A 17,469-nucleotide genomic window follows, 5' to 3' on the forward strand; every position below is an offset into this window, starting at 1 on the left:
CTACCCATGTCGCCTATTTCTGAGGTAGCTTGGAAACAGCTTGAGGGAAACCTGAGAGAAAACAACAAAGCAAGCGCCTCAGTTATTGCTGAAACACTTGCCCTGCAAAAGGTTGACATAGTGGCGGGAAGTGGATTTGAATTAGTCCCCGCTTATTTGAACTCTTGTCAATGCACCAACTCATTAAGGTTTCTCTCAACTACTGGCACGTGACCCACACAAGTAATTTAGGAGTTGAGGGAAAAGTCAACCCCCTCCCAAGCGCAAGAGTAATTGAATGAAGTGAATACACCCTGTCAAGGTTGAAGCGTAGCGGAACCGTAGGCTTGACCTTGACAGGGTGTATGAGCGAAATACAATAACGACTGGCTTGGGAGGGGGTTATAGCGTTAACTTGTCGAATTCCGGTAGTGCGCTGTTTACGTTTCTAAATTTGTGTCTAGCTATAAAATCTTTAACTGCTTTGTAGCTTTCCTTGTTAATTTCTGTTCTACCAGCATCATCGAAAGATTCCATCAAGTCCATATCTATTTGCATCATATGAGGGAGTACTCCTAGAAACTCCTTGATTATGTCTACTTTTGGATTTTTAGGTATTCTGACTTCAAAGTAATTCTCTGTTGCGGCACTGAACTCTACGAACAGCCAACCTATATTAGGTTGACTAATACTTATAAGATTCATGATAAATTATTGAATTCAACAAAAACATTATAAATAGAAAAACAGAGATTTATTCAAATCTCTGTCGGGGCTCTGTTAAAAGAGTACTAAACGGATGTCTTTATTCTAGCTCAATATCATTGTCGCCTAACCAATCATAGAAATCGGTCATCTCAAAGAATCCCTTGAGTTCTCCGTAGTTAGACATTGTTCCGGCTTTCCCTAATTTTGCGAGCGACCACTCTCCACTATTCAGGTAAAGTCCCGCTCTATTTCCTTCTTGGTCTATCAATTTCCAACACTTAATATCATCTCGCGTCTTATGTTTCGCCACCGTTACCCCGTGCGTTTGAAACAATTCAATTATTTGAATCGCTTCTTTTTCCCGCTCAGGGCTTAATCCGCAGTTTTTGATTAAAGTTTCAGGAGATATTTTTGAAGGCGATTTACTCATTAATTTCGGCTTAACTTCTCGCTCAATATCAATAGGAGCAGAAACGACCGAATCTACTGAGCTACTGACTATCTCCCTAATTATCTCCTCAGTTGTATTGTAGATACGCGCCAAAAGCTCAACTTGTTGATGATTGATTCCAGTAATTTGCCTAGCTAAATTGACTGCCGCCTCTAGCGCAATCGCTTGATTGCTGGGATGGGCTAATAAATCGATTGTCGTTTTAGTTGTTTGACGTTTTTTGTACACGGTGTCGTTCATTGTTGGGCTGTGGCCTAATGACATTGCACGCTTTTCTATGGGAATGCCCGACGCCAATCCATTTAGATTAGCCAAGTGCCTCAATGCGTGTGTTTGGCTAAAAACTTTAATTCCTGTCTCCTTGGAAAATGTCGCTAATTTTCTGGTGGCTTCTTTGGCGTATTTATTTCTGATTGTCTTGGGATTAACGCTTTCTATTCCAATTGTTGGAAGTTGTCCATATTTAATTTCTAACTTCTCAATTAAATCTTTTTGACTTGGAGGTATCAATGGAATTGATAAGCGATATCCCGTCTTGGTTGTTGTCCCTAAGATGGTTTCATTCCCGATTACGATGATATTCGTTGAGTTTTTGGGGTCTTTTAATGCCGCGATGGTAACGCCATCTTTAGTTTTGAATGGCTTGTCAATGTTTTGAATTGCAAATACCTCGTGGATTCTTAGCCCGTAGATTACTTGCATTGAGAATACGAATAACCACGCCTTTCGCGATTCAAGGTTGTAACGAGCATCGCTGGTTATATCTAATGCTTTTTTCCGTAATTGAAGAAAGTCATCCAATGAAATATTTTGTAAGTCTTTAAATTTTGTTTGGGTAACATCAATCTTTTTTAGTTCTTCATAAATTGAATTGTTACCAATAGCTTCCGCTAACCGTTTCATTGCGCTTACGCAGTACTTTCTTGACCTACTGCCTTTTTCCTTGCTTTCTATGGCTTGTTTGATATCTGCTAAATTCACTATTTTATCTAATGGCAATAGATTGTAGTAACGCTGATAGGTATCTATCCAACAAGCCTGATGTGATGGGTTAAGTTTGTCTCGTTTTTGGCGTTTCTTGGTGTTCGCGCTCCAGTAGTTGTTTTCTACCACTTTGATGGCATCGCCAAAGGTTATCAAATCATTTTTGATAACGTTCTTTTCTAAAATAGTACGTTCGTACCATTCCCAGAAATCTGACTCGCTAGAAAACTGTTTAAGCGCCTCAGCTACTTGGTGAGCTTTCTTGACTGCATCGCCAATACCTTGGAGCGTGAAATTACAATTGCAAGCCTTGGCAGGACGTTTCTCTCCTAATTTGAATTGAAGTAGTACATAAGTACCGCTAGGCTTGGACTCTTTCTTTAGTCCCACTCCTTTGGGACATTCTGATTGAGCTTGCTTGAAATAGTCAAGTAAGCGTTCGTAGCCAATCAGGTGATTAGCGGCATCGCTTGCGACTAGGCCGTCTTGGTTTTTTCTCGTTTCTCTCACTTTTCCCTCAACTCCTAAATTACTTGTGTGGGTCACGTGCCAGTAGTTGAGAGAAACCTTAATGAGTTGGTGCATTGACAAGAGTTCAAATAAGCGGGGACTAATTCAAATCCACTTCCCGCCACTAATAAACAAGACAACAAGCCCTGCAAGCTAAAGTGGTTGCAGGGCTTGTTGTATTCTTATGATCGGATATACAAAAAAACTTATGGCTAATCTTTTGCGGCGTCCGATTTTGGTTGGGGGAGTGGGTCTGTCGTTTTTGCTCTGGCTGTGGCAAAGTTTTGATGACATGGCTGGGCAGATGGATGAAGTCGGTATACTGGGTGCGATCGCACTGGGAGGTTTGCTGCTATTGCAGAAAAAAGAACCCAAAAAAACCCAGTTACAGCTAGACTTACCGATGGTGGAGCGATCGACCGCAGAAAAAGCGATCGCAATAGCAGAAAGCGCGATCGTTCTCGTGGAAGCAGAAGCAGCTAACTGCAATGCGATCGGCCAACTGCGTCAAAAAGTCGCCGAACTGACGGTAGAATTAGACCGAAAAGAGATAAGCTTGGCGGTGATGGGTGGGAAGGCGGTAGGCAAAACCACTTTGATTCAAGTTTTACAGTCGTACTGGCTTTCCCAAATCGAGTCAAGTGTTACTTTGCAAGAAACGCCGACATTGTTCGCTGCTGATGAAGCAGGTTTGACAGCAGAGAAAGATGCCACAGCAAGGGCACTGGCTTCGGATTTAGTATTATTTGTCACGAGTGGCGATTTGACAGAGCCAGAATATCAAACTTTGCAACAGCTAAAAGCAGCTAACCAGCGCACTGTTCTTGTCTTCAATCAAGAAGATCGGTATTTACCGGAAGAACGAGAAGTCGTGTTGCAAAAGCTACAGCAACGAACGATGTTATTGCTGGAAACAAATGATGTAGTGGCGATCGCAGCATCTCCGAAAGCGATTAAAGTGCGACAGCATCAAACCGATGGATCGGTACAGGAGTGGCTGGAAGAATCAGTGCCGGAGATAACAGCACTAACCGATCGCTTAAGCGCAATTGTACCGCAGCAAAGTCAACAGTTGGTGTGGGCAACAACTTGGCGACAAGCAATGGCTTTGAAGGCAGAAGCCAAATCGGTGTTGAATGAAATCAGACGCGATCGCGCTTTACCTGCGATCGAACAATATCAGTGGATCGCAGCAGCGACAGCTTTTGCTATCCCCATACCCGCACTCGACTTAGTGGCGACGGGTGCGATCGACGCTCAATTAATTTTAGAGTTGAGCAATATTTATCGACAAAAGTTTTCCCTCGAACAAGCGAAAACTGTAGCCGCAGCAATGGGAAGCTTAATGCTGAAACTCGGTTTGGTGGAACTTTCTACCCAAACAATTACTACAATCCTCAAAAGCAACACGATTACTTATGTTGCAGGTGGTTTGGTGCAGGGAGTCAGCGCCGCCTACTTGACTCGGTTGGCAGGACTTAGCTTAATTGAGTATTTCCAAGAGCAGGATGCTGTTACTGTGGAAGGGGAGAATCCTCTGAAACTCGATCGCCTGCGCGAAACAGTACAAAGAGTTTTTCAGCAAAACGCAAGAATAGCATTCTGGCAATCTTTTGTCAAGCAAGCAGTCGGGCGTTTGATGCCAGAAGCGCCTTTGCCTCAAATCAGCAGTTCTGAGGCAGTTATTAGCGGTTAGCGGGTGTGTGAAAAATGTCTACGCAGCGTAATTGGCTACAAATAACAGAATATATCTCCATTGCCGCCTCAGCTGTGGGAACCGTTGCTGCTGCCATGACCGGTCAGGTGGCTGCGGCAGCCGCACCCCTGACGGTAGCGCTATCATTAAATACGATTAACCGACAGCGATTGCAGCAGGAGATGTACCAGGACACCAGCAGTGCGATCGCCGAGTTGCATCAAACTGTAAGGTCTCTGCATCAGGAAGTCCAAGCGCTGCCAGCCCAAACCTTGAGTCCGATTTCCCAGTCTCTGTCTGAATTGGAAAATTTAACTCAGACGCTAACTAATCGACAGCAGGAGTTAAGTCAACAGTTTCAAGCGCGATCCGAAACGCAAGCAATTCAACAACTGGAAAAGTCACTGCAACTATTAACAGAGCAATTCAGAGAGCAACTGACTGTTTTGGGATTGCGGATCGATAATTTGCCAATTCCAGAAGCAGTTGACTTGAGCGGAATAGAAAGAGAAATAACTAATCTGCACGCTCAATTGGAGGAGTTAAACAAACAGTTTGACTCTAGACCGGAGGTCGCTGGACTGGCAAAGATGCAGCAAGATACCAGCAGTGCTATTACTCAGTTGCATCACATTTTTGAATCTCTGCATCAGCAAGTTGAAGCGCTACCGGAGCAAACTTTAAATACGATCGGGCAATCTCTTTCTAAGTTAGAAACCTTTACGCAATCGCTAGCCGATCGACAAGAGGAATTAGCGCAACAGTTCCAAAAGCGACCGGAAATAGAAGAAATCGCAGGCATAACAGAAGAATTGAATGCGGTGATGTTACTTCTTTCCGATCGCTCTGCTATAGAAGAAGATATTGCAAATATACGTCTGCGTTTGGATGCTGTATCCGAACAGTTGAGCGCTCCTCCGGAAGCGCCTGCACTGCCGCAGGTGGAAGAAGATAGCGCGATCGCAAAGCGGCTAGAAGAAGATCTTGCTAATTTGCGCTTGCAATTGGAAAATTTAACTCGACAATTTAGAAATCGCCCGGAATTAGAAGCTCTGCCACAAATACGGCAAGAAATCAACAGCACAAGCGAACAATTACATCAAATAACACAAAATCAGATCGCTTCTTTAAGCGAAAAAGTGGAAATTTTAAGTCAACAGTTTAGCACTAGAGCGGAGCTACAAGGTCTGCCCAAAATGCAGCAGGAAATTAGTAGCGCCAGCGCTCAAATGCGTCAAATGGAAGCAGAAATTGTTTTCCTGAGTCGTCAATTCGAGAATATAACTCAAAATCTCAACAGCACAGAAGATGCAAAGATAGAAACACTGCCGCAGATGCAGGTAGAAATGAGAACGGCAAGCGATCGAGTACGTCAAATGGAAGGAGACATAGTTTCTTTCCGCACTGAGTTAGAAAATCTGATTGAAAACTTTAACAGCAGAAGAGAAATAGAAGTACTGCCGCAGGTGCAGGCGGATATGAGAACGGCAAGCGATCGAGTCAATGCAATGCAAGCAGAAATAGCGGCTTGCCGCGCTCAGTTGGAAAATTTAATTGAAAACTTTAACAGCAGAGGGGAAATAGAAGTACTGCCGCAGCAGGAACAGGAAACTAGCAGTGCGATCGAACGGTTGAATAAAGTAGAAACAGAAGTGGCAAATTGGCAGTCTCAATTGGAGAATTTAGTTCAACAGTTCAACTCAAGACCAGAAGCGGAATTACTGCCACAGGTGCAGCAGGGAATGAGCAGCACGATCGCGCATTTTCGTCAAATACAACTAGAAATCCTGTCTGTGCGCCGTCAGTTTGAGTCGCTCACTCGAAATTTCAATTCTCGCCCGGAAATGGAAGCCCTACCGCAGGTGAGACAAGAAACAAGCAATGCGATCGCTCAGTTAGGTAAAATGCAAGCGGAAATAACAAATTTCCAGGCTCAACTTGATGCTCTAAATCAGAAATTTAGCGATAGACCGGAAATAGCTGCGCTGACTCAAGTGCAACAAGAAACTGGCAAAGCAATAGAACAATTAAATCGACAATTACAGGGAGAAATAATTAATCTGCGGGTGCAAATAGATGACTTATCCGAACAGTTAGCCGCTAGACCAGAAGTAGCGGTAGTAGCAGAAATGCAACAGGAAAGTAGCAGTGCAATCGCACTTCTAAACCAACAATTGCAAGGAGAAATAGGAAATCTGCGCTCGCAAATAGATGACTTGACAGAACAATTAAGCAACAAATCAGAAGAAATCGAGGTAGCAGAAGTAAGACAAGAAAGCAAAAGCGCGATCGCACTTCTAAATCAACAATTGCAAGGAGAAATAGGAAATCTGCGCTCGCAAATAGATGACTTGAACGAACAATTAAGCAACAAATCGGAAGAAGTCGAGGTAGCAGAAATAAGACAGGAGAGTCAAAGCGCGATCGCCCTTTTAAACGAACAACTGCAAGGAGAAATAGGGAATCTGCGCTTTCAGATAGATGATTTGGTCGAACAATTGAGCGATAAATCGGAAACAGCAGCACTAGCAGAAATACAACAAAATACCAACAGCGCAATTGACCAGCTAAATCAACAATTGCAAGGAGAAATTATTAATCTGCGTTCCGAGCTAAATGACCTAAATCAACAGTTTAGTTCCAGACCGGAAGTGGAAGCGATCGCAAATTTATCTGAAGCACTCGCAGCCATACAGCCCCCTCAAATTGAAGATTGGCCTCACATCAAAATCAAGGTAATTGGTGTGGGTGGAGCGGGCGAAAAAGCGATTAACCGGGCAATGGCCAGTCGCCTGATAGGTGTTGAATTTTTATGTATAAACACTGATGCTCAGGAATTAGCACAATCATTTGCCCCCAACATTTTGCAAATCGGACAAAATTTGACACAAGGGCTGAGTGCTGGTGGCGATGCAACTATGGGCGAAGAAGCCGCTAAAGAATCGCGTCAGGAAATAGCAGCTGCGATCGAGCAATCGGACATAGTATTTATTGTGGCTGGAATGGGAGGCGGGACGGGCACGGGCGCTGCACCAATTATAGCACAAATAGCTAAAGAAAAGGGTGCTTTAACAGTAGGAATTGTCACGCTTCCTTTCGTTCATGAAGGGCGAAGCCGTAAAGAAAAAGCAAATGAAGGCATTGCCGATTTGGAGAAGAAAGCGGACGTTTTGATTGCGATTACCATCGATAAAGTTTTAACAACGATCTCAGAATGGACGCCGATAAAAGAAGCTTTTCGAGTAGTAGATAATTTAATGTGTCAGGTGGTGGAAGCAATTGCCGATATTATCAATGTTCCGGGTTTAGTGAATGTGGATTTTGGCAATTTGCGAAAGGCGATCGCATCTTCTGGAATAGCGCAAATAGGGATTGGCCAAGGTTCCGGAAAATCGAGGGCAAAATCGGCAGCTATGGCAGCAATTTCTTCTCCCTTATTGAGTGGGTCGATTAAAGAAGCAAAAACCGTTATCTTTCATATTAGGGGAAGTAGCGATATGAGCGTGCAAGAAGTGAATACGGCGGCGGAAACAATCAATGAATATCTCAATGCTAAAGCTAATATAATCTTTGGCGCAGACATAGACGATCGGCTGCAAGATGAAGTGAGAGTAACCCTGATTGCGACTGGATTCGCGGCACTTTGATAACACTAAAGTACAATTTCCTCCTCAAGTTATAGAGCTAGTCATGTCTGAGGATAGAATACCTACGAAAAACTGAATCTTATCCTTAGAGAAGAACGTGTTTAAGAGAGTGGAAATTATGACAGCGAATAATTCTCAAGACAATCGCCAAGATCAGTATCTTAATAAACCTCAAGATAACCCTGGAACCCAAACAACTATACCAACCACAGAAGAGGGTGACACTCCCATCGATGAAAGATATCGTATGACCGGTCAAGAATCCGGTACTGAAGTCCGTTCCGGCGCAGAACCTGAAGCTGCTGGAGGAAATGTCAAGGTGATTGGCGCTCCCAATCAAGGTACTGACTCTCGTTAAAAAGTTTCGGCTCTTCCGCACTTTTCGCGTGCAAATTTCGGTTTTTACGTAGAATAACCTTTTTTTTGTGAGTAATCCAAGTGCGATCGCACTTGGATTACATTTTAAGCTTTTACGGTAAGCTTTTTCTTTAAGCAATATCATCTGCGATCACATCGATTGCCTAAAAAATTGCTTTCTTATCTGCGTTCATCTGCGTTCATCTGTCTTTATCTGCGGTAAAAATTTAACCCTAGATTCCCACAAGCAATTCTTCACATCACACATTTACTAGCGATGCAACCGGACAAGATATCAAAATATATTTTGTTGAATTTCCCGATATCGGTTGCTTTCCCCAGTTTCACAAACCATACCTCTAGTGTAAAATACCCAACTGAAAAGTTTGAGATTAGATCAAAATAGATTTGTAGCCTCTCCTTCCCTGTCTAACCTTGAGCAATCCTCAATCGTCCCAAACTAAATCAGAACCTGCACGTCGCAGCAGCCGACAAGAATCCCACTTCAACCGCGCCCGTTCCAGTATCCGACGCGCCGTGTCCGGATATTCGCCCAAAATCCGGGCGGCGTTGCGACCGGAAATCGAGGCTTTGACCAACAGCCTACAAAAATTAGACCAAGACGTGATTCGCATTGCCGCTTTCGGTTTGGTCAGTCGCGGCAAATCGGCAGTTTTGAATGCCTTGCTAGGCCAAAAAATCCTCCAAACCGGGCCACTCCACGGCGTTACCCAGTGGCCCCGTTCTGTGCGGTGGACACCCGACAGTGGTGGCAAGGTACAGGTGGAATTAATCGATACACCGGGATTAGATGAAATTGAGGGGCAAGCGCGGGCAAAAATGGCTCAGGAAGTGGCACGGCAAGCCGATTTGATTTTGTTTGTCGTCGCAGGCGATATCACGCGCACGGAGTATCAAGCGCTATGCGAACTGCGACAAGCGCAAAAGCCGATTATTTTGGTATTTAACAAAATTGACCTTTACCCAGACCAAGATAGGCAAGCAATTTATCAAAATTTGCAACAACTGGGTGCCGGTAGCAGCGGTGGTAGGCGTCTGCAACAGTTACTATCTCCAGATGAAATAGTGATGGTGGCGGCGGAACCGGCAGCTGTGCAGGTGCGGGTGGAGTGGCCGGATGGTAAAGTTAGTTACGAGTGGGAATCTCCGTCGGCGCAGATAGATGAGTTAAAGGAGAAAATTCTCGCTATTCTAAATAGAGAAGGCCGATCGCTCCTGGCGCTTAACGCTTTAGTTCAGGCCAGAGAAGCGGAGACAGCTATTGCCAGTAAAATCTTGGCATTACGCAACACAGAAGCCGAAAAGTTGATTTGGCAGTTTACCAAGTATAAAGCTCTCGCTGTCGCTCTCAATCCGATCGCTGTTTTAGATATCCTGGGAGGAACAATCGCCGATTTAGCGCTCATCCGCGAGTTGGCGCGACTGTATAATTTGCCCATGACCAGTTACGAAGCTGGCAAATTATTGAAAACAATACTTTTGAGTGCTGGTGGTTTGCTGTTGGGCGAATTGGGCAGCAGTTTGCTGTTGGGATTTGGGAAGAGTGCAGCTGCCGTTGCTGCCGGTGAAAACCCAACCAATTTTACAGCATATGGAGGAGCTGCGATCGCCCAAGCAGGTGTCGCCGGTTATGGTGCTTACGCAGTCGGTCGCGCCGCCCAGATATATTTAGAGCAAGGTTGCACCTGGGGACAATTGGGGCCAAACACAGTTATACAAGAAATTCTCACGCAAGTGGAACCCAGTACCATTCTGTATCGCCTGCGGCAGGAATTGCAGCAATAATTTTACTCAGTGGATTAGGATTGGCTATGGTGGCCAATCGTTGCCTGAGAAGAACAGCCCCTCTTGTCCCCGTTATTTTTCTTCCTTTTGACTTTTGACTTTTGACTTTTGACTTTTAAGATTGTACTTGCGAAGAGTCAGCAGAATCGCTAGCCATCCCTAATTCAGCCTCGGCGCGACTCAACATCGCATCCTGAACGTGTTGGCTTTCTTGACGCTGCTGCGCCATTTGCTGTCGCGCTTGTTCCTCAGTGTTGGATTTCGCCAAATTATTCTCTGATTCAGCGCGACTCAACATCGCATCCTGAACGTGTTGGCTTTCTTGACGCTGGTGCGCCATCCGTTCCCTAGCTTGTTCTTCAGTATTCATAGTATAAACCTCTGTGGGAGCTATACTTCTCTTTCTAGCATCGCTCGTAGCCAAAAATCTTTTTTGTTTTCAATTTTTAATTTTTAATTGTCAAAGCCCTTTCCGCCATTTGGATCAGTCTCTGGGGACTTTTTTCGTGATTTACACTCATTCGAGGTATCTGATAATTGCTTCTCAACCAACCTAATTTTAACATTCTGCTGTTGTACAAATACCCCGATAGATAGTACTTGGAAACATACTCTTCTACTTTTTTATTAGAAGCGCCATAGGGATATGCGATGTGAGAAGCCACTGTTTTATTTGGGTCTAAGTCTTGAGTACACCTTCTTAATTTGACTTGTGCTTCGGCAATTTCGTAAATCAATTCGTCTGTATTTAATTCGGTTAATTTCTTATGCCTGTGTCCGTGAGATTGAATATCGTAAAAACCCTTTAGCAATCCTTTCCTCAAATTTTGGCAGGTTATGTTGTAGGCAGTTTTACTTTCGCCCTTTGCCAGGATACCTGGGTTAATAAACAAAACGACTTTAACTTTTTTATTGTATTTATTTTCTAAATCCCGCAAAACCGGGAGCAAATTTGTATAAAAGGTTTTATAGGAATCGTCAAAGCTGATCATAATTGGTCTTTGACCGAGATGTTCCGAGGGAATCTGCTTAGATTTAACAATAAAATAGTCATACAGATCTTGAGTTGAAAGGAACCAAAAATTGTGCCGAACTAAATAATCTAAAAACTCGCTCAAATCTTGCTTGGTGTAATCTATTTCAGGCAAAGGACTCCCTTGAAGACGCTTTTCACTGGGATTTTCAATATCGATAATGCTATGAAAGCCAAAAATAGGGATTTTTGGTGTGAAAAAATTTAAAAGTAACCAGATAGTAGCTATACTAACTATAGTAGCGATAAAAATTCCGACCGGAAAATTTTTAAATTTAAACTTGATTAACTTCATCGATCGCATCTCTCAAATGTTAAATCATCATATTACTATAAGCTCGTTCCTAAATAACACGAAAGGATGGAGAATAATTTTTATGCTGAAATACAGATAAGGCAAATATTATCAATTATTGCGAACCCGACGCGGTGAACTGGTCATTAGAGGTTTGTTTGCAGGTGGTTTGAAGCGAGGCGGTACAGGAGGAAACTTAGGTGCGGCAGGTTGAAACCATTTAGAAACTTGTGCTTGACCCAGATGGAAATGATAAACAGTTGCTAATGCGGCTAATGAGAAGTAAAAAAATCGGATGGCCCAACTGCCGCTTGCCAACAAACCATAAACTACCTCTGGTTTTAATTTAGCTATTTTACCTAAACTGATGAAGTCTGACTTGACTTTTTTCTCCAAATCTTCGATTTTGGTTATTTCTGACATTTTTGTTGGCAGAACCGGAAATTGGGCAGTATAGGAATAGAAACCAAAGAATCCACCTGCATTAACTTTCTTCTGTAAGAATGAGTTAGTTATTTTTTCAGCTTCAGCAAAGGAGATATTCTCGCGATCGGCAAAATCTTCAACCCAATAATTGTATTTAACAAAAGCACTGGTACTGAAAAGAATGGGAACTAATATGATGAGCAATACCGCGCTAGTTTTGGTTTGCGCGTACTTAGGTAACAAACCGCTTGCCATACCAAACCCCATCCCCAATAAGGCAAAGACGATGATATTAACAAACTCACCTATATCTAGAATTGCAAATAAATCGCCAATGATTAAAATTTTATATATAAGTTCTTCGCAGATAATACTAGCTGCGATTTTGCCAATCACGACGATAAAAATGAGATTGAGAACAATAATGATATATAAGATAGTTTGCGCCAGCAGCTTGAGAAACTTCATTGCATTAATAGGGGATTAAATGTTAGTTTGACTCTCCAGCAACAGATTTGCTGAGTTCCTTTTTTGCAGCTTGGGTAATGTGTTCGATCGCCTCTAAATCGGGAGCAGAGTTTGGGCTATCCACACTCAGCCATAAAAGATACTCTATATTACCAGCAGGGCCGACGATCGGCGACCAGGTTAAACCGCGAAATTGCCAGCCAATCTGTTGGGCGGCTTTGCATACTTGCGCGATCGCACTTGCTTGGTCGCCAGTATCGCGCACGACGCCTTTTTTGCCAACCCGTTCTCGCCCTACTTCAAACTGCGGTTTAACAAGCAATATTGTCTCACGCGGAACCTGAAGCAGCTGCCATAACGCAGGCAAAATTTTTGTTAAGGAAATGAACGAAACATCGACCACACCCAAATCCGCCAGCTCGGCTGTTTCGTACAAGTCATCTGGGGTGAGATACCGCAGGTTAGTGCGTTCCCGCAAAATCACTCGCGCATCGTTCCGCAGACCCCAATCTACTTGCCCGTAACCCACATCAATGCCGTAAATTAGTTTCGCCCCAGCTTGCAACAGGCAGTCGGTAAAGCCCCCCGTAGAGATGCCCCCATCTAAGCAAATGCGCCCTTCTACAGAGATATCAAAAAATTTTAGCGCTTTGGCGAGTTTTTCGCCGCCTCTGGAAACGTAAGGCGATCGCTCTTTGATCTGGATCTGCGCCGATTGTTCCACTTCTGTGCCCGGTTTGTCAATCACTTGCCGATTCACCAGCACTTCCCCCGCCCGAATCAGCCGCTGGGCCAACTGTCGGGAAGAGCATAAATCGAGTTCGACTAACAAGGTGTCTAGGCGTTTTTTTGTCATGACTTCATCAAATTGTAGAGATTTATGCAGTTAATACACATAAAGCTAGCTAAAACTGTCGCATATGTAACAATTATCTTAGATAGCACAGAAGCAACCGCTTTGTTTTCTGCGTTTATTTTCTCAATCGGAAACCAACTATGCTAGAAACTAAATTAACGACCTGCGCCAATTTACTGTACCAATGGCTTTTACCGCGAGTTACCGATGCTGGTAAGCTGAAAGTAGACTTACAAGATTTTCGGGCGTGGACGGCGGAGTATCGGGACAAACCATTTAGCGATCGCGAAATTCTCGACGCACTCAGACAATTAAAGGAACTTCAGCTCATTACCGTCAGCAAAACAGAAGTAACCCTGGAAGTCAAACAACAGAATTTTAGCTTAGACAACCAACCGCCTACTCAGCTATTGTTGAAACAGAGCGATCGACCGAATCGATTACTCTTGCTGCTGCGAATTACTGTAGGTTCTTTGTTGTTAGGATTAACTTCTGTTACTTTTGGTTTAGCTTTGCTACAAACACAACCGCAAGTTTTATCAACGCCTAATCAGTGGAGTGTTTTGGGTGAAAAAAGTGTAGATCTAAATGATTGAAATTCACTCGGATGGTAAGATGGCAGCTAAAGCGCGATCGATAATTTCCTCCTTGTTAACCAATTTTTCTAATTCTTCCGCTTCGTAACGTCCTTCTTCCACTTCCAAAGAAGCGCGATCGATCGCTTGTGGGTAAGCTTCTTCTAAGGCGCTGCGTAACTCTTCTATTGTTAGATAATAACCTCCTGCTTTACGTCGCTTATTCTTTCTCTGGATTTCGCGAACTGAATTGCGGATTGAAACTTCCCAAGAACGAGTGGTGCGCTTTTCTGCTTGCTGTTTAATCAGATGTAAAAGCAGAATAATACTGTAGCTGCTAATATTATTAATTTTATCATCTTTGCTCATTTCTTCCAATTCTTCAACGAGAGCTAATGAACCTTTTATATCGCCTTTTAGCAGTAGTTCTTTCAGTTCAAGGAGTTCTTCCATAGCGAGATTTTCCCGATTCGGATATATGTATTGTAGCTGAATGACTCAGCAGATAATGTGGCTTTCCTGTACTACCCGATTTACTCGGATGGTAAGATGGCAGCTAAAGCGCGATCGATAATTTCCTCCTTGTTAACCAATTTCTCTAATTCTTCCGCTTCGTAACGTCCTTCTTCTACCTCTAAAGAAGCTTTGTTAATCGCCACTCGGTAAGCAGATTCCAGAACTTCACGTAACTCTTCTGCGGGTAAGTAAAACCCAGCGGATTTCGGTCGCTTATTTTCGTCCTGAATTTCTAAAACAGAATTGCGAATCGAGACATCCCAAGAGCGAGTCGTGCGATTTTCAGCTTGTTGTTTAATGAGATGTAGCAAGAGAACAACAGCATAACTGCGAATAGTTTTAATTATATCTTTTTTGCTCATTTCTTCCAGTTCTTCCACAATTGCTAACGAACCTTTGAGATCACCTTTTAGCAGTAGTTCTTTCAGTTCCAGTATTTCTTCCATAGTCGCCAATTCCTCATTCATTTTTATAACAGACCTAAAAATCGCTCTACATCTAAACGAGCTTGCTTTAAAATGTGAGCTAAGGTAGAACGCTTAACAGAACGATGAGCAGGAACAGTCAATTTTAATACTTCATCTGGCATAGCTTTTTCCAGTCGGATATGACTACCGCGCTGGCGAACAACAACCCATCCATCTCTTTCTAAAGCTGCAATAATCTGAGTGTAGGGAAGATTGGGAACTTTGCTCATAATGCTAATTCCCTGACTATTGCGCCTTCTTTAATAATTAAATCATCTTCTGTTGGCTCAAGGTAAAGTTCGATCGCTTCTTGGATATTTGCTAATGATTCTTCAATCGTTTCTCCCTCACTAATACAACCAGGAAGTGAGGGAACATAGACAGTGTAACCGCCTTCATCACTGGGTTCTAATACAACTTTTAGCTTCATAGTTATGGTTGGTTAAAAACTAATTTATTTTAGCATGATTTCCAGTATATAGGTCGAGTAATAGAAGCTAAAATTGGTATCAGACGTATTATGAATACTTTGGAGGAATTACCGTGAAGGAATTACCGGATGAAAAGAAACAAGCTGAAATGATTAGACAAGTTGAAATAGCCGAACATAAAATGAGAGATATGGCAGAATTTGCCGACAAAATAGCGAAAAAGTGGGAACAACGCCTACCAAAAAAACCTGCGGCAAAACAGAAAGTCCGTGAGACAAATTAAAATTAAGTACGTAGTTGCGCTTTAGCGCCAGATTTAGCGCTGAAGCGCAACTACGTACCTATTGTAGCGACTGCTGATGCTTCAGAAGCAAGCACTCAAGAAATTAAAAGAAATTGGAATTTACCATGAACACCAATCCCAAAATACCGGATGCAGAAACACGCGCAAAGTCAGTGGCGCGTTTGCGGGAAGTTTGTTTAATGTTTGATGCACTGAATATGACATTAGATGAAGCAATTGCTAGTGCAGAAGCACATATTAGAAATAGTTCTCTTAACCGTCGTCGTCAAGAGAGAGGAAATAAATTAATTGAAGCATATCGACAAAATCAGAAATTAGAAGATGAATTAGAACGGTAAAACAATAGCAGAGATTACAAACTATAAAAATAAGGATATAATTCTGACTCTGGAATATATTTGCTTGCTTGTCTGAAAATTGCTTTACAAGTTCCCGTATCTAACTCTGCATGATTAGGTACTGTAAGAGTTTCCTTTCCCGCAATTCCTTGGCGACGCAATTTGATGTGACTCCCTTTTTGACTGTGGATCTGAAAGCCAAAATTAGCAAAAATATCAACTACTTCTGCACCCGATAACCTTTTGAGTTTAGGCATATTCTGGTTGTAATTCAAAAGTTAATATAATTGTCGGTTTAGCCACTAATCCAAATTCAGCGGGATCTTCATCTTCCAAATGGAGAGTAACAGCTTCAACGATATTTTTTGCCACTTCATCTAATGTTTCTCCCTGCGTTACTACAGAAATTTCTAGGCACTCGGCTACATAACCTTTCTGTTCGCCTGGACGGATAAAAGCATTTATGTTTTGTCGGAGTTTCATAGGTTAGGTTAGTTAATAGACTTTTTTATTTTAATATAGCTACTAATGTTTCAGACTATGCTGATTTTCAAAGCTTGAAACTAGAGAACTGGTTTGTAGTCTGACTAAGGTTAAAGTATTTAGCTATTTAGACAATCTCCTTTACTCATCAGGGAGATTTTCGGGGAGAAATTCCCTCATAATTTCCAAGAACAAAGGGTTATTTTGCAACACTTCTATATCGGCACCATTTTTATTAATTGCTGCCATCCAAAATATAGCCAAATTTCGCCGTGTTCCTACTGTATTTGGATGTTCTGCACCTAAGCTGCGTTGGAAAATTTCCCAAGCTTGCAGATATAATGGTTCCGCTTCGCTGTATCTGCCTTGGGAATTATAAAGATTGGCTAAGTTGTTGAGGTCGGTAGCTATACTGGGATGATTTTCTGGCAAACTTTGGCGATCAATGGACAAAGCTTGCAGATATAATGGTTCGGCTTCGCTGTATCTGCCTTGGGACTCGTAAAGTCCAGCTAAGTTGTTGAGGTTACTTGCTATATTTGGATGATTTTCTGGCAAACTCTGGCGAAGGATTGACAAAGCTTGCAGATATAATGGTTCCGCTTCGCTGTATCTGCCTTGGGTTCTGTAAAGTCCGGCTAAGTTGTTGAGGTTGGTAGCTAATAGGGGATGATTTTCTGGCAAACTCTGGCGAAGGATTGACAAAGCTTGCAGATATAATGGTTCCGCTTCATTGTATCTGCCTTGGGAGTAGTAAAGTCCTGCCAAATTATTCAAACTGTTTGCCACATCAGGATGATCGCCTTCAAACAGGTGCTGTCTCATCGCCAATGCTTGTTGGTACAGAGGTTCCGCTTCACTGTATCTGCTTTGGGAGTAGTAAAGACTTGCCAAGTTATTTAACATAGCTGCTATCTCAGGAGAGTCATATTTCAGTAGATCTTTTTTAAGTTCCAAAGCTGTCAAATAGAACTTCTCTACGAGATCGTAATCTCCCTTAGATTGATAGGCATTACCCAAATTACCTAAAGCATTCCCTTCTGCCTGTCTATCACCTATCTCACGAGCAATTGCTAAATGTTGCTCTAGGTATGCGATTGCTTGCTGGTACTCTCCTAAAGACTGATAAACAATTCCCA

The 17,469-nt window shown here is 42.7% G+C and carries 21 protein-coding genes; 8 read left to right on the forward strand and 13 right to left on the reverse strand.

Annotated elements, in window-relative coordinates:
• On the forward strand, positions 1-213 hold a 213-nt coding region (locus tag ACE1CD_RS34445; protein ID WP_374827644.1), incomplete at its 5' end, for a hypothetical protein.
• 168 nt (positions 214-381) lie between these two features.
• On the opposite strand, the gene ACE1CD_RS34450 is transcribed toward ACE1CD_RS34445, so the two are convergent.
• Both ACE1CD_RS34450 and ACE1CD_RS34455 read right to left on the reverse strand, forming a co-directional pair.
• Entirely contained in the window at positions 382-684 is a 303-nt protein-coding gene (locus ACE1CD_RS34450; RefSeq protein ID WP_374793933.1) for a hypothetical protein, read from the reverse strand.
• A gap of 100 nt (positions 685-784) precedes the next feature.
• A complete protein-coding gene (locus tag ACE1CD_RS34455; RefSeq protein WP_374827645.1) occupies positions 785-2,707 on the reverse strand; it encodes a hypothetical protein in 1,923 nt (640 codons plus the stop codon).
• 133 nt (positions 2,708-2,840) lie between these two features.
• On the opposite strand from ACE1CD_RS34455, the gene ACE1CD_RS34460 reads away from it, so the two are divergent.
• From ACE1CD_RS34460 to ACE1CD_RS34475, 4 genes are all read left to right on the forward strand, one after another.
• On the forward strand, positions 2,841-4,328 hold the full coding sequence (locus ACE1CD_RS34460) for a DUF697 domain-containing protein (RefSeq protein WP_374793931.1): 1,488 nt from the start codon (positions 2,841-2,843) through the stop codon (positions 4,326-4,328).
• A 14-nt stretch (positions 4,329-4,342) separates the two neighbouring features.
• The gene (ftsZ, locus tag ACE1CD_RS34465) at positions 4,343-7,975 is read left to right on the forward strand and encodes a cell division protein FtsZ (RefSeq protein ID WP_374793930.1); all 3,633 of its coding nucleotides are present in this window, start codon (positions 4,343-4,345) and stop codon (positions 7,973-7,975) included.
• A 118-nt stretch (positions 7,976-8,093) separates the two neighbouring features.
• Positions 8,094-8,333 carry a hypothetical protein gene (locus ACE1CD_RS34470; RefSeq protein WP_374793929.1) on the forward strand — a complete coding sequence of 80 codons (240 nt, stop codon included), beginning with the start codon at positions 8,094-8,096 and terminating at the stop codon, positions 8,331-8,333.
• Between the two features lie 434 nt (positions 8,334-8,767).
• A complete protein-coding gene (locus ACE1CD_RS34475) occupies positions 8,768-10,138 on the forward strand; it encodes a GTP-binding protein (RefSeq protein WP_374793928.1) in 1,371 nt (456 codons plus the stop codon).
• 115 nt (positions 10,139-10,253) lie between these two features.
• Here ACE1CD_RS34475 and ACE1CD_RS34480 read toward each other — a convergent pair whose 3' ends face one another.
• The 4 genes from ACE1CD_RS34480 to ACE1CD_RS34495 all read right to left on the reverse strand — a co-directional run bounded on the left by ACE1CD_RS34480 (position 10,254) and on the right by ACE1CD_RS34495 (position 13,216).
• On the reverse strand, positions 10,254-10,508 hold the full coding sequence (locus ACE1CD_RS34480; protein ID WP_374793927.1) for a hypothetical protein: 255 nt from the start codon (positions 10,506-10,508) through the stop codon (positions 10,254-10,256).
• A gap of 76 nt (positions 10,509-10,584) precedes the next feature.
• A complete protein-coding gene (locus ACE1CD_RS34485; RefSeq protein ID WP_374827647.1) occupies positions 10,585-11,466 on the reverse strand; it encodes a polysaccharide deacetylase family protein in 882 nt (293 codons plus the stop codon).
• A gap of 111 nt (positions 11,467-11,577) precedes the next feature.
• Positions 11,578-12,360 carry a hypothetical protein gene (locus ACE1CD_RS34490; protein ID WP_374827648.1) on the reverse strand — a complete coding sequence of 261 codons (783 nt, stop codon included), beginning with the start codon at positions 12,358-12,360 and terminating at the stop codon, positions 11,578-11,580.
• Positions 12,361-12,382: 22 nt separating this feature from the next.
• Positions 12,383-13,216, reverse strand: a complete 834-nt coding sequence (locus ACE1CD_RS34495; RefSeq protein WP_374827650.1) for a TlyA family RNA methyltransferase — start codon at positions 13,214-13,216, stop codon at positions 12,383-12,385.
• Between the two features lie 140 nt (positions 13,217-13,356).
• Between ACE1CD_RS34495 and ACE1CD_RS34500 the strand changes: the two genes are divergently transcribed.
• The gene (locus tag ACE1CD_RS34500; protein ID WP_374827652.1) at positions 13,357-13,812 is read left to right on the forward strand and encodes a hypothetical protein; all 456 of its coding nucleotides are present in this window, start codon (positions 13,357-13,359) and stop codon (positions 13,810-13,812) included.
• 3 nt (positions 13,813-13,815) lie between these two features.
• Here ACE1CD_RS34500 and ACE1CD_RS34505 read toward each other — a convergent pair whose 3' ends face one another.
• From ACE1CD_RS34505 to ACE1CD_RS34520, 4 genes are all read right to left on the reverse strand, one after another.
• Complete coding sequence (locus tag ACE1CD_RS34505) at positions 13,816-14,244, reverse strand: DUF29 family protein (protein ID WP_374827653.1); 429 nt, start codon at positions 14,242-14,244, stop codon at positions 13,816-13,818.
• Between the two features lie 80 nt (positions 14,245-14,324).
• Positions 14,325-14,753: a DUF29 family protein gene (locus ACE1CD_RS34510; RefSeq protein WP_374827655.1), complete on the reverse strand. Its 429-nt coding sequence runs from the start codon at positions 14,751-14,753 to the stop codon at positions 14,325-14,327.
• A 23-nt stretch (positions 14,754-14,776) separates the two neighbouring features.
• Entirely contained in the window at positions 14,777-15,004 is a 228-nt protein-coding gene (locus tag ACE1CD_RS34515) for a type II toxin-antitoxin system HicA family toxin (RefSeq protein WP_374827656.1), read from the reverse strand.
• Entirely contained in the window at positions 15,001-15,204 is a 204-nt protein-coding gene (locus ACE1CD_RS34520; protein WP_374827657.1) for a type II toxin-antitoxin system HicB family antitoxin, read from the reverse strand. Before ACE1CD_RS34520 ends, ACE1CD_RS34515 begins: the two co-directional genes overlap by 4 nt.
• A gap of 113 nt (positions 15,205-15,317) precedes the next feature.
• On the opposite strand from ACE1CD_RS34520, the gene ACE1CD_RS34525 reads away from it, so the two are divergent.
• Both ACE1CD_RS34525 and ACE1CD_RS34530 read left to right on the forward strand, forming a co-directional pair.
• Positions 15,318-15,488 (forward strand): hypothetical protein, encoded by a 171-nt coding sequence (locus ACE1CD_RS34525; protein ID WP_374827658.1) that lies wholly within the window; start codon positions 15,318-15,320, stop codon positions 15,486-15,488.
• A gap of 125 nt (positions 15,489-15,613) precedes the next feature.
• Entirely contained in the window at positions 15,614-15,847 is a 234-nt protein-coding gene (locus ACE1CD_RS34530) for a hypothetical protein (RefSeq protein ID WP_374793917.1), read from the forward strand.
• A 14-nt stretch (positions 15,848-15,861) separates the two neighbouring features.
• On the opposite strand, the gene ACE1CD_RS34535 is transcribed toward ACE1CD_RS34530, so the two are convergent.
• From ACE1CD_RS34535 to ACE1CD_RS34545, 3 genes are all read right to left on the reverse strand, one after another.
• Positions 15,862-16,104 carry a type II toxin-antitoxin system HicA family toxin gene (locus ACE1CD_RS34535; RefSeq protein WP_374793916.1) on the reverse strand — a complete coding sequence of 81 codons (243 nt, stop codon included), beginning with the start codon at positions 16,102-16,104 and terminating at the stop codon, positions 15,862-15,864.
• A complete protein-coding gene (locus ACE1CD_RS34540) occupies positions 16,097-16,330 on the reverse strand; it encodes a type II toxin-antitoxin system HicB family antitoxin (protein ID WP_374793915.1) in 234 nt (77 codons plus the stop codon). The genes ACE1CD_RS34535 and ACE1CD_RS34540 overlap by 8 nt, the downstream gene beginning before the upstream one ends.
• Before the next feature lie 141 nt (positions 16,331-16,471).
• Positions 16,472-17,469 (reverse strand): tetratricopeptide repeat protein (locus tag ACE1CD_RS34545; protein ID WP_374827659.1); only part of this gene is annotated, 998 nt, incomplete at its 5' end.

Source organism: Aerosakkonema sp. BLCC-F183 (assembly GCF_041929145.1).
Classification (GTDB): Bacteria; Cyanobacteriota; Cyanobacteriia; order Cyanobacteriales; family Aerosakkonemataceae; genus Aerosakkonema.